Source organism: Serratia sp. CY52157 (assembly GCF_052168495.1).
GTDB lineage: Bacteria > Pseudomonadota > Gammaproteobacteria > Enterobacterales > Enterobacteriaceae > Serratia > Serratia ureilytica.
Genome location: NZ_JBJNMO010000001.1, coordinates 913822 through 930009, shown reverse-complemented (window position 1 = coordinate 930009; position 16188 = coordinate 913822). Strand labels below are relative to the sequence as shown.

At 57.4% G+C, this 16188-nt stretch carries 11 protein-coding genes; 2 read left to right on the top strand and 9 right to left on the bottom strand.

All coding sequences use genetic code 11. The features are described 5' to 3' along the window. Positions 1-39 precede the first annotated feature (39 nt). The gene (locus ACJ8IP_RS04410; protein WP_033650300.1) at positions 40-822 is read left to right on the top strand and encodes an N-formylglutamate amidohydrolase; all 783 of its coding nucleotides are present in this window, start codon (positions 40-42) and stop codon (positions 820-822) included. 76 nt (positions 823-898) lie between these two features. Further along, positions 899-1612 carry a flagellar brake protein gene (locus ACJ8IP_RS04405; RefSeq protein ID WP_033643201.1) on the top strand — a complete coding sequence of 238 codons (714 nt, stop codon included), beginning with the start codon at positions 899-901 and terminating at the stop codon, positions 1610-1612. Positions 1613-1672: 60 nt separating this feature from the next. On the opposite strand, the gene ACJ8IP_RS04400 is transcribed toward ACJ8IP_RS04405, so the two are convergent. The 9 genes from ACJ8IP_RS04400 to ACJ8IP_RS04360 all read right to left on the bottom strand — a co-directional run bounded on the left by ACJ8IP_RS04400 (position 1673) and on the right by ACJ8IP_RS04360 (position 16142). Beyond that, positions 1673-3100, bottom strand: coding sequence for a hypothetical protein (locus ACJ8IP_RS04400; protein ID WP_164106222.1), 1428 nt, complete (start codon positions 3098-3100; stop codon positions 1673-1675). After that, positions 3081-4991: a hypothetical protein gene (locus ACJ8IP_RS04395; RefSeq protein ID WP_164106223.1), complete on the bottom strand. Its 1911-nt coding sequence runs from the start codon at positions 4989-4991 to the stop codon at positions 3081-3083. Before ACJ8IP_RS04395 ends, ACJ8IP_RS04400 begins: the two co-directional genes overlap by 20 nt. 9 nt (positions 4992-5000) lie before the next feature. Then, positions 5001-6659, bottom strand: a complete 1659-nt coding sequence (locus ACJ8IP_RS04390) for a hypothetical protein (RefSeq protein WP_164106224.1) — start codon at positions 6657-6659, stop codon at positions 5001-5003. A gap of 13 nt (positions 6660-6672) precedes the next feature. Then, complete coding sequence (locus ACJ8IP_RS04385) at positions 6673-8439, bottom strand: hypothetical protein (protein WP_442524320.1); 1767 nt, start codon at positions 8437-8439, stop codon at positions 6673-6675. Between the two features lie 128 nt (positions 8440-8567). Then, positions 8568-10724 (bottom strand): hypothetical protein, encoded by a 2157-nt coding sequence (locus ACJ8IP_RS04380; RefSeq protein WP_164106226.1) that lies wholly within the window; start codon positions 10722-10724, stop codon positions 8568-8570. 21 nt (positions 10725-10745) lie between these two features. Beyond that, entirely contained in the window at positions 10746-12176 is a 1431-nt protein-coding gene (locus ACJ8IP_RS04375) for a hypothetical protein (protein WP_047026043.1), read from the bottom strand. Then, positions 12173-13927 (bottom strand): hypothetical protein, encoded by a 1755-nt coding sequence (locus ACJ8IP_RS04370; protein WP_164106227.1) that lies wholly within the window; start codon positions 13925-13927, stop codon positions 12173-12175. Before ACJ8IP_RS04370 ends, ACJ8IP_RS04375 begins: the two co-directional genes overlap by 4 nt. Positions 13928-13931: 4 nt before the next feature. Further along, complete coding sequence (locus ACJ8IP_RS04365) at positions 13932-15539, bottom strand: hypothetical protein (protein WP_164106228.1); 1608 nt, start codon at positions 15537-15539, stop codon at positions 13932-13934. A 78-nt stretch (positions 15540-15617) separates the two neighbouring features. After that, complete coding sequence (locus tag ACJ8IP_RS04360; RefSeq protein WP_047026045.1) at positions 15618-16142, bottom strand: hypothetical protein; 525 nt, start codon at positions 16140-16142, stop codon at positions 15618-15620. Positions 16143-16188 lie beyond the last annotated feature (46 nt).

Genomic DNA, 16188 nt, shown 5'->3' with positions numbered 1-16188 from the left:
CTACGATAAACGTTTTGCTTTCCACCGCCGGAGCCTTTCATGCCTCATTCGTTTATCCCGCCGTTATTGTCCGCCGATGAACCGCCCGCCGCCGCCGTTGAAACCCCGCGCGGCAAAGCGCCATTTTTGCTGCTGTGCGATCACGCCGGCAAGGCGATACCGCAATCCCTCGGGGATCTCGGCTTACCGCCGGGGGAGATCGAGCGCCACATCGGCTGGGATATCGGCGCGCTGGGCGTATCGCGCCATCTGAGCCGCCAACTGGACGCCACGCTGATTCATCAGCGTTACTCACGGTTGGTGATCGACTGCAACCGGGCACCCGGCATCGCCAGCTCGATCCCGCATTTGTCTGAACTGACGCCCATCCCCGGCAATATCGGCATCGACGCCGAACACGCGCTGGCGCGTGAGCGCGAGGTATTTTTGCCGTATCACCACGCCATCGACGAGCATCTGGGGCAACGCCAACTGCGCGAACTGCCGACGGCGGTGATCGCCATGCACAGCTTCACGCCGGTGTTCAAGGGGCAACCGCGCCCCTGGCAGGTGGGGCTGTTGTTTAACCGCTACCCGGAATTTGCGCTGCTGTTAGCTGAACTGCTGCGTGAAGAGGGGGATCTGCAGGTGGGTATTAACGAACCTTATGCGATGACGGACGCCACCGATTACACGTTGCCGGTGCACGCGGAGCGCCGCGGTTTGCCTTACGTCGGCATCGAAATTCGCCAGGATTTGGTCGCTGACGAACGCGGGCAACAGGCATGGGCGAAACGTTTCGCGCGCCTGCTGCCGCAGGCCTGGCAACGCTGGCAAATTTGACTTTAGGAATATTCCCAGAGATGATAACCGTAAGGAATACGTAAGACGTCATTAGAAAAAAAGTCAGGAGACACGTGTGGAGCACAGCGATAACGGACTGTTTATCAAACGGGAGCGTTTTGAAGTTCTGGCGATTCTGCGAGAAATTTGCAAACAACGCACGCCGCTGCGCGTAGAAAATCAGCAGCACCGGTTTCAAAGTCTGTTATTGAGCGTCGGGCCGGACAATATCGTGTTTAGCGGTGAGGAAGCCTCGAGCGCCATCGACGGCGCTTGCACCATCGTGATTGAAAGCAACGACGCCAAAATCGAGTTTTCCGTCCCCCAGGCGGAGCTGACCGAACATCAGGGCGTACAGGCCTGTTCGACCCGGCTGCCGCAGGAGCTGGTCTATATCCAGCGTCGCCGTCAATTCCGCATCACTACGCCGCACTGGCGCCAATTCTTTTGTACCGGCGAATACCCGGACGGCACGCCGTACGAGCTGCGGATCCACGATCTCTCCGCCGGCGGCGTCGGTTTACGCTTCGACGGCCCGCTGCCGGATTTCTTCCAGCCAGGCTTGCAGTTCAAGAAAGCGGAGCTGGATCTGGGCAGCTACGGCAGCTTCAAGGTCAATATGGAGCTGGTGGTGGTCAACGACGATCAGGAAACCGACGATAACGACCAGGTGGTGCACTTCTCGCGCCTGTCATGCCGCTTTCTTAAGCTCGGATTGGCGATGGAGCGCAAAATTCAGAGCGCCGTGTTCGCCTTCGAGCTGGATTTCAACAAAAAGAAAAAACGCTGATCCTCTGTTCCGGCGCACCGGGCTGGATGCCGCCCGGCCGCGCCGCCATTCTTTCCCCGTTCAGGGGACGTAAATAATCTCGAAGCTGGACGTATTGTCGTAGGAGGACTTTTTGCCGCCGTCGACGTAGATAATCTGCAAATCGTAGTGATACACCAGCTTCTTGTCCGGATGCAGGATCAGTTCCAGCACGGAAATCTTCACGTTAACCGATTGAACGGGATGTTCCTTGTCCAGCTCAATGGTTTGGTTGTCGATGCTGACCAGCATGCGCTTGATTGGTCGCGGTCCGGCAGGATCGTAGGCGCCTGCGTCGCTGCGGAATTCCACGGTCTTATTGATGTCCGCCGGTGCGGATTGCTTGATGAAATCCGGCAGCCTGTTCTGGTATTTGGCATCCAGCGCCAGCGCTACGGGCAGATTATCCGGGTTGAAGCCGGTGAACTGCACCGCCAGATATCCCTTGAGCAGCAGGTTTTGCGGCGACCGATCGAAGAAGGCATCCCAAATCAATCCAAATTGGTTGGCGGGCAGCGTGAATGAATCCACGATGCCGCTCTGCAGATTGATCAGCGCGTTTTTTTCCTCCGTTTTTCCGTCCGGCAGCCCCAGCTGCAGCGTCAGGGTGTCCGCGTTGGCGAACGGTGCCAGCTTGCCGTCCGGTTGCATCTGCGTGAACTGTGTGGTGGCGTCGCCGATGCGCGCCTGATTGACCTTGGGCGACAGGAAATAGTCGAACGTCACTTCGACATCGTTGAGCGAGGTCGCGTGCGGCGCTGCAGAAAACGAGATAGACAGCATCGGTTTGTCGTCCTCGGCGGCGTTGGTCGCCAGCAGGAAAGTATCCGGCAGGTAATAAAGATAGTTTTTTCGTACATAGTCCTGATAGTAGTTGTACCACAGATGCCCGAAGGCCAGCGGCGTGAGGATCAGCTGCAGGCGCGGCGGCGGCGGCAGGATGCCCTGATAGATATAGGGATAGTAGTTCTCGGCGAAGTAGAAGACTTTCGGCGAGGTGATGGTGTTGAGGAGCCCGTTATCGGTGACGATGGCGACCACCAGCGTGGTTTGCGAGTCATAATCCGACAGCGCTCGCAGCAGCGCGTCACGCTGTTCCAGGCGGTCCAGGTCGAGCTGGGCGCGGTAGCGGGTCGGCGGGGCGTCCAGCAAAACCTGTTCGAAGATCATTTCTTCGACCTTGCCGAAAGTGCTGAAGGTCAGCACCACGTAGGGCACCTGCTGAACGGCGCGGCTGAGCGCGAAATCCACCGTCATATGCCAGCGCGTACCGTCACTGGTGGTAGCGATGCGATAGCGCGTCTCTCCCGAGACGACTTCGGTACAAACATCGGCCTGCAGTTCGTCGGCCACCGGCGCGGGCGCGGCGCGGTAGCGCAGACGGGGGGCTTCGGCGTCGGGAAACTGTTCGCGCGCGTTGTCCAAAATGACCTTGTTCAGCGTCACCAGATCATTGAGAAAGATGTTCATAGCGATCCTCCAGGGAAGAAAGGCGTGCCAGATGTCTGAACTGGTTCAGGCAGGCGGAAGTCCAAAGAAAATGACCGTCGTGACGGCGATAGAGCGGGCTTTCGTCATTGGTCGCCGGCAAGCGCCAGGCGGCCAGCGCATCGATCGCCGGTGAAAGCTGCGGCACCCCGTGCTGCCTGGCGTATTCCAGCGTACTCAGCCACTCATGCGGGTGGGCATAATAGGGCGTTAACGCGTTGAGGCGGTTGTAATCGCCGTCGCTCCAGCTCACCGCCTGATTCAGCATTTGGATAATGCGCGGATAGGCCGGCGGCGGGCTGCCGTGAGCGGCGGTCAACGCATGGATTAAAATCAGCGCGTTGGTATTCACGCAGCAGTCCAACTGCGTGATATCACCGTCGTCTTTCATCCAGGTGTGAAAGGCGTAACACTCGGCCCAGGGATAGGGCGTCGTCTTCAGCCGCCGTTCGACGCGCTGTACCTGATAAGCCTGCATCTGCGCCAGCGTTTGCTTGGCTTGCGCCAACGAGCGCCGATGAAATCGATACAAGAGCTCAGTGATAATGGCGGTATCGTCGATGTCAGCGTCGATCCGCTGGCCCGCCATCCAGGTGGGGTGCTTGCCGGCAGGCCAAAAATGGAAGTGATGCGGGCGGCTCTCGCAACCGAGCAAGAAGTCGAGCGCCAGTTCGATATGGGGCGCGGTCTGGGCGCTATAATCCAGCGTGCGGAGCACCTGGGCGGTGACAAAAGCATTTTCATCCTTGTGCCAGCGGCCATCCGGCGTTCTGACATGAGAGGGAAAGGCGCCGCTGGCACACTGCTGCGCCAGCAGCTCCGCCAACGGCAATGGCACAAGCGGTGCCGTTTCGCGCGCTTTGCATGGCAGGATTTCGAAATGCGCGTGTTGCGGGCTGAACGTGCAGCTGACGCTGTGATTGCCCTGGCGATCGCAGGAAAAACCGACGACGTTGTACTGCAACGGAACCTGCTCGCTCACCGCGCGGTTAAGCAGCGGCAGGGTTTGGCCATCAGGCGCCAGCAACGCGGTGATGCCGTCAAAAACGCGGCGGTTGTCGCCGAAAAAACTTGCCGCCATGGCGAACAGCGTAAAACTCTCCAAATTGCCGTCCGGCGCGTATCCCAGACTGAACCCGTAGGTGGTCAGGGGGAAGTCCCGTCTGTCCTGCTGCTGCAGCGCGCGGTCCAGCAGCGGCATCAGGGCGGAAAAACGGCTTTCTCCCTCGAACAGCCGCATGACGGCGAGGATATCGTCGCGCGTGATCCGCGCACTGTGCCACTGGTAGTAATATTCGCGCGGAGAGTCGGCAGACTCCGGGTAATACCCCACCATCAGCAGCGTCAATCCCGCCGCGCGGCGGGCCTCGGCGGCGAGCGGCCCTTGCAATCCATTGGGCGCGGCCGCCATGTCAGTGGGGGTTTCAACGTAGACTTTGGTTTTGATCGCATCCGGGGCGTATTTTCGCCCAAGCCAGGCGCCGAAGCGCAACGGCTGAACGCTTGCACATTGCATGCGTCGTACCGCCTCCAGGCTGTTGGCGGGATCGGCGAGCGGGGCTGCGGTGATCGTCTGACTGTGTCGGACAAACGCCTCGACGCCGCGCCGCTGCGCGTAGCGCGGTAAAAAGGGATCCAGCGTGCAGGCGAGCCCCTGCGGTTTGGCCGACGACACGGTGAACTCCAACGGGCTGCCGTTATAACCGAGCAGGCTGGTGGTAAACGCGGCGGACAAACCGCCGGGCGTCGCTTTCATACGGCTGAAGCGGGCGACGTCCGGGGCCAGCGTGTTTTGCAAATGGGGCGCTTCCTTGCACAGGGCGCTGACCAGGGCGTTCCATGCCGCGGGTAACACTGCGTTGCGATCGGTCATGGCGCACACCTAAACCAGATTGGGGATAACGATCGCCGGCGGGTTTTCGCTGCCGCTGCGTTCGACGGTTTCCCCGCCTACCAGGAAGTAGATCAGTGTGTAATTGACCGCCCAGGGCTTCTCCGTCAGACAGCGGTATTTGAACGTTTGGCTCTCGTGCGCGTCTTGGTTAAAGGTATATTTCTTGATCTTGCGGCTTCCTTTGTCATCCTGATAGCTCAGTTCCACCATGACCTGGTTGCAGTTTTCCCAAGAGAATTTGCGATCGAGGAAGATACTGATCTCGTTGAACGACAGCACTGAGCCGGGATCCATGTTCAGCAGCGTCGAGGCCGATTCGGACAGCGACTGATAGTTGCTGCTGCCTTCCCAGCCCGAGGAGGCTACGGATTTGAAAGCGAATTCGCTGGTGACATGGAACAGCTCGTTCTTATCGCTGCTGCGGGCGATGCGTTTGGTCCATGTCCCGTCATCGTTGGTGAAAGGCGCGCCGGTATAAACCTGGTTGTTGTAACGGATGTTAAAGGTGGCGGCCTTGATCCCATACTCCTCGAAGCTGTCCGGTCCGAGGACGGTCAAATCCAGCTGCTGGAAGAACGGATCGTTGACGTTGACCTGAATAAAGTAGGGCGCGGTTTTCTGGGCGTGCAGGATATCGCTGCCGATGAAGTTTTGCGGCACGGCGGACTGGCTGAGGGCTTTCGACGAGGTGTAGTTGAAGTTCAGGCTTTTGGTTTCCTCGATCCGTACCAGCTTGATCTCCAGCGAAGCGCTGGGGAACAGGCCGCCTTTGCCGGCTTCTTCGCCTTCTTTCTTGTCGCTGGCGATAAGCGAATCCAGAATGGCGTCGCTGGCGGATTTCGCCTGCGGGTTGCTGTCGTCGTTAGGTTTGAGCGTGGCGCTGAAAAAGCTTTTCAGGATCTCTTCCTTGACGAACTGCAGCGCCCACTCTTTCTCTTTGGCCTCTTCGTCGCCCGGCATGCTTTCGGTGACCTTGATCACCAGTTTCTGATCCTGCTGCAGTTTTTTGATGACGCTGTCGAAGCCCAGCCAGAAGCTGGCCGGCGTCTCCACCGGGATGGGAATGTTGGCGCCGAATTTCAGATCGAACTCTTTGTAGATGCTTTCGAACTGTGCGGTCACTTCGACCTTCAGCGCCGGCGTGATGCCGGTGAAGCTGAGGTTATAGGCGACGGCGGCCGGCGCCTTGGCCTGGGTGAACGCGGCCTCGAGGATCACCGCCTGGGACGGCGTCAGCTTGGCGCTGAAAATGGCGCTGTTGTTGCCGAACAGGCTTGGGCAAGGGGCGCTGATCAGCTCACCGTTGGCGGCACCCGCGTCGAGCACGAAGAAGTTCACCGTGCCTTTATCATACGGTACCTGGGCCTTGCGGGCGTTCTTGGGATCAACGTTCAGTTTGCGCAGATAGTCGTTAAAGGCACGGTTCAACACCGCCTCGTCGATCGCCGTATTGACCTCGAAGTTGATGTATCCCCCTTGCGGGTCGCTGGCGTCGCCGGTGTATTTGATCAACGAAAACACCGGTTCGCCCGACTTTTGCGCAATGTGGATATCGCCGGGCAGATACCAGAACTGGTTATCGTCTGAATCGTCGGCGAAGAAGGTGATGTTGTTGATGGTGGCGGTTTTGGCTCTGAGTAATAACATGGCGTTTCCTTAGTTAACCGAGGGTAGCGAGATCGAGAGCGTTGGCGTCGGTCGAGCACTGCACGTTTTCGGGCCGATCGCCGCCTTCGCCGGGTAGATAGGTAAACCAGATATCCAGATCGACGGTCAGCTGCTTGGGATCGAGTTGATCGGCGCTGAAACAGCGCGGGGCGGCGTCGGATTCGGTGAATTGAAACACCTGCTGCAGCGTTTCCGCCGGCGTGCAGGCGTAGCTGGCGGAAACGATGACCATTTCCACCCGGCGCCAGTCCATGTCGGCCGACAGCGTCAGCACGCGCTGGCGATACAGGGTCGAGAATAGATAGACGTCCTGGCCGGTCGGTTCTTGCAGCTCGGCGGAAATATGCGGTGAGTTGACGGCGGCGCTGTAGGTTTTGTTGACGTCGAATTGGTATTCGTCCGGCTCCGGCAGCATGACCGGGTAGTGGGCCCGCGGGTTGGCATGGTCAATTTGGAAGCTGCGCGACACGCTGCTGTTCGCCTGTTGCCGGTGGCGATAGCGTAGCGTGACCAGCACGGATTGATAGCGCTGCCAGTCAAATTGTTGCGCCGCTTCGATCGCGAAATCATAGCGGCCGTAGAGCGACTCGACGTCCAGAAAGACCTCGCTCATCTCCGTTTGCAGGCTACCGGAGCTGACCGAAGTTACGCCGCCTATCGACTGGTTGAAGTACACGGTAAAGTCATACTCGACCGGCCACAGCATTTTTCCCGTTTTCGGGTCGATCAGGCTGGGTTCCTTAAACGGTTTGGGCCCGAAGTCGTCGCGGGTGAATTTCAGCTGTCGGCTGTTTGAGCCATAGCGCAACCGGGCCGTCACCAGCAGGATATTGGCGTCAAGGGCATCCGACAGCAGGCTGACTCGCACCTCGCGATAGGCGAAAAAGTCATCCTGCAGATCGCGTTTGACGATCGCGCGATCGGCCTGATAGTCCGTGCCGTTGACCAACTGGGCGAACAGGGCCTGCGGATAGAGCGAACGCTGCACGACGGTGGTTTCGCTGATCTTGCCGCTCAGGCGACGTTGGTCGATGTTTTCAACCGAGACCTGTTGCAGATAAAAGCCGGCTTTGGGGCTTGTCTGCTGCGGTTCGTTGGCGATAACCGGCGTGAAGAACTGGCTGGTGAGGATCTGCGTCAGTTCGGCGGCCGCCTGCGCCATATGGCCGTCGGGGTCGGTGTCCCTGACTTTGACGGTGACGATTTTCTCGCTGATCAACTGGGTGGATGTCTGCTCGATACCGACGCTAAAGATCAGTAGGTTAAAGCCTATCGAGCGCTGCAGGTAACGGTAAACCTGGTCCCAGTTGGCTTCCAGCTCGAAGGTGGCCGGCGGCAGCTGCTGCAGGTAGTCGATTTTGTAACTGACGGCGATCGGCGTCGAGGCCGGCGTGCGCATCAGGCTCGCCAGCAGCAGGATATCGTCGTCGTCGTCCAGTTTGGCGGACAGGTAGCAATATTGCTGGTCGCTCAGCGAGGTTTTGCTGGTCTGCCCGGGGATAAGATCGGGGATATTCAGCGTCGCGCTGCAGGCGATCGCCTGCAGCGGCAATAAGATCGCACTGCGCGGTATGTCCGGGCTGGCGTCGGCGGCGCGTTGCGCCGCTTCGGGCGAACTGGCCAGCTGGGTCTGCAACGACAGCGTGGCGTAGTAAAGATCGTCCGGTTGGTTGAGGTTTCTGAAAATTTGCAGTTGGACATCGGGTTGATTGCCTGCGGCGACCTGTACGCTCGGCGCGGCGGCACAGTAGTAATACACGGGCCGATCCGGGTCCGCTCGAATAAAACAGATGTCTTGCATGATTACCTGATCGCGCATAGCGGCAACCCCACGTCATCGAAGAGGGAGCCGGAGCAAGGCAGGCTTGCTCCGGCGGAGACCGGCCGTCAGAAGGTCACGACCACGATGGTGCTGGTGCCCGTGATCGGCTTGGTGACGGTTTTCTCCTGGTTATCGCCGTAATAGACCGTGGCGACGTAGTTGATCTGCGGCTCGTTGCCTTTCTCTTGCTGCATCAGGTTGAATGTCAGGTACTGCGTGAGCGACTTGGTGTCGAACTCGGTTAACGCAATGGGCTGCGTTTGCGAGAAGTCCCATTTCGGGTAGTTCACCGTCATCTCGAAGGTGATCAGCGAAACGTCTTTTTGCGACGGTTTGAAGATGATGGTGTATTTCTGCTGCTTCGGCAGGGCGTTGGCGATCAGGATCTGATTGCCGCGCGTTTCGCCATAGCCGGGCAGCTGAGGGTTGCTTTCCACGCCCGGCGGGAGGTAGGTCAGGCTGTCGCCGTCCAGCGCATAGTAGTCGGCCGAATAATAAAGCGGCTTTTCCACGTTGGTGCCGATCGGATAAATAAACGGCACCGGCGGATTATCGACTCTAATCACCTGGGTGTGTTGCTTGGGCGACACGTGATGTTCTTTGTCTTCGTACAGGGTTGTGACCACGACCTGACTGAAAACCTCCCAGCCCAGCGGATTGAGCAGGGTGGAGATATCCGCATAAACGATGCCGCTTTGCGCCGCGTTGATGGTGACCACCAGATCGTCTTTGACCTGGATGTCCCCAGACAGGTAAGGCTTGGCCTGCATGCCGGTGAAGTTGACGGTGTAGTGATAACGGTAGGCGCGGCCGAGCTCGGGTTTGATAAACCACTTGTCGGTTTTCTTCGGCCCCGGATCCTTCGGCGTAAAGGTCAGCGTGCTCTTGAGATCGTCGTCGTACACCGCGGTGACCACGATATTGGCGATATCATACTTGGCCATGTCTTCGGTGACGAAGAACTCCGGCTGGATGTACTGATAGAACGGGTCGTGGAGATCGTACTCTTTGAAGTACTGATCCAAATCGGCTTCGCCGACGATTGAGCGTATCGACGGCAGCTGAGTTTGCGGGTAAATGGTGGAGGACACCACGGCGTTCTCTTCATATTCGCGGGTGAAACTCTGAGTTTGCGAGATTTTGGACTCGAATTTTTCAAAGCTGCCGGCGTCGTTCAGCAAATTGAGACTCATGTCGATGCCGGTTTGGCTGCTCAGGATCTGCTCGACCTGCTGTTGTCCCCAGTTTCGCAGACTCTCCTTCCATTTTTCATAGGCGCCGGGTTCCATGCCCATCTCTTGCGCCGTCAACCCGATCTGCACGTCCACCTTGATCGCTTCCTTGGCGTAAAACTCCTGCTCGATCTTTTTCTCGTCGGCGGACCAGGTGTGGTAGTTGATGGTTTGCGCTACGGACTTGGCCTGCTCGCTGTTGTAGGTGACGATCACTTTGGCCGCCGACATGGAGGCATCCAGGGAGAGATCGAAGCGCACGCCGACGCTGGCGTTTTTATCGGTGCCTTTCAGTACCTGTTCAAACAGCGTGGCGCCTTCCCCGGTCAGCGACAGGCTGAATACGGTATTGTTGTCGCCGAGGCCGGAGGGGGACAGCGGTGTTGGGATCTGGCGATAGAACTTATCGTTGCCGTCGAGGATCAGCATGGCCTGCGCCGAGGTGTAGCGCGGTTGCATCAGTTCGATTTTTGCAGCGTCCGCCGGCATCAGTTCGCTGAGGAATTGATCGTCGCCCTTGTTGGCGTCGTAGAGCGCGACAAACCGGTTGAGCTGTTCATCGCTCAGGCCGGTATTCTTCTGCGCCTGGTCCATCGCGGTCTTCTTGGTGTTGTTTTCCGGGTCCGCTTCATAGGCCTGTTTCGCCTTGATGTAGTCGACAATGAGCTTGGATTTTTTATCCAGCGGGCCGTCTTTTCTGCCAAGGCCGTTATACAGCTGCAGGCGGATGCGGTCTTTCATTTCCGCATTCGGCTGCGGCAGCTGCACGGTGAATTGCGCGTAGCCGCCTTGGGTATCTTCGCTGCGGTATTTGTAAAACATGAAGCTCGGCGTATTGGTATCCCGTTTGGCAAACACCGGGATCTCCGGCACCACATAGAAGATATCCTTGCTGTCGCTGTCGCCGTAGCAGGTATACGCGTATTCCTTGACGCCCAAATACTCGGTGACGTCGATTTTTATCGATTGCTGCAAAGCGGTGGTTAACATAGGGCGGTCCTCTTGTTTATGTCACTTGTGGTATTGCAGTTTGATGGGGCCGGTGGTGGCCTGCAGGGGGCCGGAGTCGTAGTTTTTGGGGAATAGCGCCGCCGTTTTCCCTTGCCAGCGATAGTCCACCCGGCCGTTGAGGCCGGCGGCATGGGCGTTGATCCACCAGGTGGCCTGCCACTGCGCGGCGGAAAAGGCGAAGGTGAAGCTTTGTTTCTTGCCCTGGCCCGCCGGGAGATAGCTGGCGCTGCCGGAGATCGTTTTGAATTCGGACTTCAGAGACTCGGCGTCGAACAGCAGGCTATAGAAACCTACATCCTGCGGCGTCAGCGCGATGGCGTTCTGCCACGCCAGCCGGCTCTCGAAGCTGGTGTAATCGGCGAAGGTCACCTTGAGTGCGATATCGCTCACCGCCGCTGTCGTTTCCAGCGTCACTGGCGGGAAGCTGGGCCACGCCATCGGCATCTGTTGATCTGCCCAGCGCAGCTCTATCGCCATGATATTGAAGCCTTTCGGATCAAATCCCAGGCTGACGGTGCAGCGTTGAGGCTCGATCGGCTTATCCGGCCTGCTGGGTTCCGGCAGGGGCGTAGCGGTAAAGGAGATGATGCCGTCGGCCGGCAGCCGATTGAGCAATTCAGCAATGTCACGTTGCTGCTCCAGCAGATAGCGTTGGGGGACGGTGTCGTCGTATTCGATTTGGTAATTCAGCTTGTTGGGGATTTGTTCTGGCGACGAGATGTTGCGTAGCGTGTTGGCAATCAGCAGTGAGGCGGTGTTTACCAACGCCTGGCGAACGCGAGCTTGCGTCTGCTCTGAAGGCGCATTGTCGAACTGCGCTTGCACAATGACGACGCCGGCGTCGATTTGTTGGTTCAGCAGCCTGGCGATCGCTTCCGGTTGCCGCGCCTGCTCGTTGAAGGCCAGGGTGACAAACGCGACCCAATCGGCCTGCAAACGGGCATTGACGCGGCTGTCGACGCTGAATCGGCTGCGGGTGAGAAAATAGACCTGGTCTTTTGTTCCCTGGATCGCGCCCGCCAGCCGGCCAGACTCCTCATGGGTCAACGCCATTTTTGACTGTTCAAATTCGACGCTGTAGGCGGCAGTAGCCGGCCGTTGCGCGAAGTGCAGCCACAGCGATTGCTGGATCTCCTCCTGCTCCAGGGTGATGGTTTCCGGAGCGGGAACGAAATGGCGGCGGATATAGTCCTCGATCGCAGTCCTGTCGACCGGCAGCTTCGGTGCAATGAAGGTCGCCAGGCCGCCGCCGGGGCTGGTCAGCAAATGCAACGAGCTGATCTTGCCGGCCGGCGTTTCCTGCACCACCTGCGGCGTATAGCTGCCGTAGGTGTAACAGCCGCTGGGGCGCGTTTGGTCGTGAAACGCCAGCGCGCGATCAAGAAGAAAGAAGTTTTGCAACGTACGTTGTGGATCCAATTCGTCGGTCATGGTGTATCACCCTTGATATCGATCGTTTGGTCGCCGGTGACATAAGGCGACCAGGGGCCAGTGGGAGTCTTGTAGCGGAAGCCGGCGGCGAAAATGGAGGTGACGTTCCATTTGTAGACGAAGCTCGGCTGCGAATGCGTAAAAGTGCGCTCGCTGGTGCGCTCGCTGTCCTGCGGCTGAAAACTCAATACGGCGCTGAGCAACTGCGGCGGCAGCCGAACGGTGATCGTCGCCTGTTGTGCGCCGAACTGCGGAAAACTGTAGGCGCCGATGGTGGCGTTTTGCACGATCGGGGCGGGTAACGGGACGGCGCCGCCGCCGGAAAGCGAATAGGCGGTCGCTTCGGCAAAAGTAGGATCGCCCAGGATCGGTGCGCTGAAATAGGGCGCCGATGCGCTGAGCGTCCACGTTTGGCGCCAGTCGGCGGAGTGATAGAGGCCGCCAAGTCGGCTTTGTTGGGCGAACGTTGGGTCGAGATACAGGGTCAGGAAGCGGCAAGGCAGCGCGGCGTAATCCAGTACCAGGTTATCCTCGTCGCAGCGACGTTGTTCGCCGGGCAGCGTGCGGTAAACGCCGTCTTGCGGGTAATTCACGCGGATCTGGTAGAAAAACGGCTGTGCATCCAGCGCGCTGTTGTGAAACTTGAAGGTTAACCAGGAGCGGTCGGGCCGCAGCGCCAGCGTTTGCGTTTGCTCGATCGGGTAGATATTGCCGGGCGGTACGGTCAGCTGAATATCGATCGAAACGCCGGATTGCAACCCCAGCGGATAGGCGTAAAAGACGTTGATCTCTCGCTCTCCCGCCGGCAGCGGCGGTGCGGTGGTGCGATGGATAATGGTATCGGGCGAAACTTTGGCGATCTGCTGCGCGGCGGCGAACGGATCCAGCGTGAAGCAAAGCGGCCGCTGAGTCAGCGCGACATTGGCCAGATCGCACCGGGTCCGGCCGGCATGCGGGGGCGGCGTCAGAAGGATCTGTGCCATATTGCCGGCGGCTGGGCCGACAGACGGCGCACCGTACAGGTTGTATAGCCGATCGAGTAAAGCCTGGCTGAGCAGCAGATCGCCGGCCGGATCGTTCGCCGGCGGCGGTGGGTCGATGTCGAGCGGCAAGCGGGTGAGGTTGCGGCTGAGGTAGAGGGTCAGCCCGTCGTAGGGAAAGACAATCCCGGTATCGCCCACGGCATGGGCGCCCTCCACGCCGGCGGCCAGGGCCAGGATCAGCGCACGGGCATCAAATTCCACCCGGTAGGCCAGACGCGGTGATACGCCTTCGACGAAACCGTCAAGACGCGCGTTGAAGCCTATCGTCTCATCGAGCAGGGTGCGCTCGATCAACTGAGTGCTTGTCGCATTGAGCAGAATGATGAATTGACTGCACTGTGCTGAATACCAGGTGGTGTCGTAGTGCCGGCCGTACAGATCGCTGTGGTAATCGATGGGCACGTCGAATCCCAGGCTGCCCGGCAAGACCGGCAGCGCCTTCACCGCGCAATCCGGATACTGTTGCTTAAATACCTGCAGGCTTTGTTCACCGGCGAACTGCAATTGCGTGGTGAAATTCAGCCAGCCGTAGAGGCTATCGGTACTGTAACTACGCACGATATCCAGCGAGAAAGCCAAAGGGTCGGCCGCCAGAATGCTGAGCGCCTGCGGATATAAATAATAGGCGTCGTTTTGTCGATACGCGGCGACGAAACGTTGATCATCGCAGATAATAATGCGCTGGAAGTCGGGATAGCCTTCATACATGATATTATTCGTCCGCTGCATTGATCATATTGTGGTAATCCTGGTGCCACTCGGCGGGTAGCGTTTTCAGCACGTTTTTTGGGCGTTGGTGATATTCGTCTTCATAGAGGTGTTGAACCAGCGCGTCACCGACCAACACGCCGTTAGCATAAAAAGTACTGAGGGCACATTGGTTTTTTTGCAGCGGAGAGTCAGCGCCGAGTTGCAGGTTATAAACGGTTAACTCACCGGGCTGGAGAGAGATGGCGGTAATCTCGCACTCACCGTGCCGGGTTTTAAGACACATGCCTGAGGTCAATTCACGGGCGAGAAAAATACCGTTTGCGGTGACGAAAGGGTGCCCCAGGCTGGCTTTTATACGATATTCACGTGCCGCCTGGTCGCGGGCGGTAATGTCGATGTAATGCTGCTCCTGCCCCGTGGTGATATTCTCAATTCGCTTGGGTTGGTTATTTCCGCAAATAACGAACTCATCCGTCGTGAGAGCATTGATCGGCTTTTCTGTCCCATCCTGCATTAAAATCAATGTACCCTCTGCCAGGCAGCCATAAATAATCTGCATCGGTTTGATTTGTACGGTATTGAGCAGACGGCGATCCGGATCGCTTTCTTTGGGTGCGTTAGTAATAAAGGCGGCGATACTGCGGCCTTCAACATCAAGCGTAATTTTAAAAACGTAATAAACCATCTCGCCGGATTCAAAATCGACGCGGTTGAATTTCAGCCAGTCAAGATCCCAGGTGATGTTATTCCCGCTGATTCGGGTTGCGGCAGAATTAAAAATATTATAGCCGCCGTAAGGGGTGATCGGATCGCCACCGGCGCGGGTGCGGATAAGATAAATGGTATTGCTGGCGTTGACCGGCTTGCCATTGCTGAGATCAATATTGCCAAAATAGGTGATATTGCCTTTTATCGGCACTTTAACCGTGCCGTCCTGATCGTAGCCGGTGCGATAATCACAGTCGCCATCGTCACGCGTCAGGCAAATCTTAATCATGCGCTGGTTATACAGATTCCTGGGGGAATCATTGATCATTTCTTTCGGGTAGCTTTGCGTCGTGACGATTTCGGCGCCGTAAACGGTTTGCTGGCCGACCGTTTGTGCGAAGGTATAGATCACCGTAACCGGAAAGCTGCCGCCGGTCTGGCTTTGCGGATAGTCACCGCTGGCACCGATGGTGCAGTCCGCCGTGTAAACGTAGTCGCTTTTGTATTCCACCTTGCCGACGTTATCGGCGCCGCCGTCGAACAGGCCGAGGGTTTGCGTCACATTGGTCGCCTGAACCGGCAGAGAACCGATGGCGTCGGTTTGATAACGTTTACCGTCGGTGGAATCCAGCCTGACGATGCTGTACACCGGCTGAGCGCCGCCGGTGTTGGCCTCGCTCATCCGGCCCGCTACCCGTTTGACGCGTTTCGTCTGCTGCCAAAGTTGGCTGAATTGCGGTGCGGCGGCTGCGGTGACGCCGGCCAGTTTTAATTGAATATCATAAAATTCGGTTAAAACCGGATCGTCTGGCTCGATAAGAAATACGCCGCTGTTCTCGTATCGGTCGATAACGTTTTTTACGATGCGTTTCTCATCTGACGTATAATCTTTTGCGAGCATAATATCGGCCCCAATAAATTAATGGCATTGCCAGAGATGCACGCCATCATCATGGCGTGCCCATCGTTTTAATAGACGTTATTTGCAGGTTTCTTTACAGTAAGCGTAAATGGCGCTCAGGCAATCTGAAGATAAATACTGTTCGAACTCCGCATCGGTGGGTTCAATATCGACATCCAGCGTCATTGCGTAAAGCTCTTGAGCAAACATGTCTTTAGTGGCAGCGGGTTTGTTTTTAAAATAGGTTTTTATTTTTCCTTTGCTTACTTTTCGAATCCAGGCAAACTCACCGCCAATGGCCACTTTTCCGGTGAAAGTGAAGTCTTTACTGGTATAAACGCTGATGTCATTGGGGTAAACCTGATATCTTACCACCTGTTCCACGCCAATATTCTGATTGGTTTCTTCCCAGGTTTCTCTTTTTATTACATTCAACGCAAAGTTTTTTCCATCGACCGGGCCATCTTTAGCATCGGCGGTGCCGCCAAATAACATCGGACAACCTCTGGCAAAACCTTCGCTCTTTAACCCTAATAGAATAAAATCGGAATTGCCGACAGCTTTGGGTGCGCTATCAAGAATGACATACTTTTTAATAGGCATAGTCAGATCCTTATACGCAGGATGGTATAAAAAGGAGGTGGTGAAT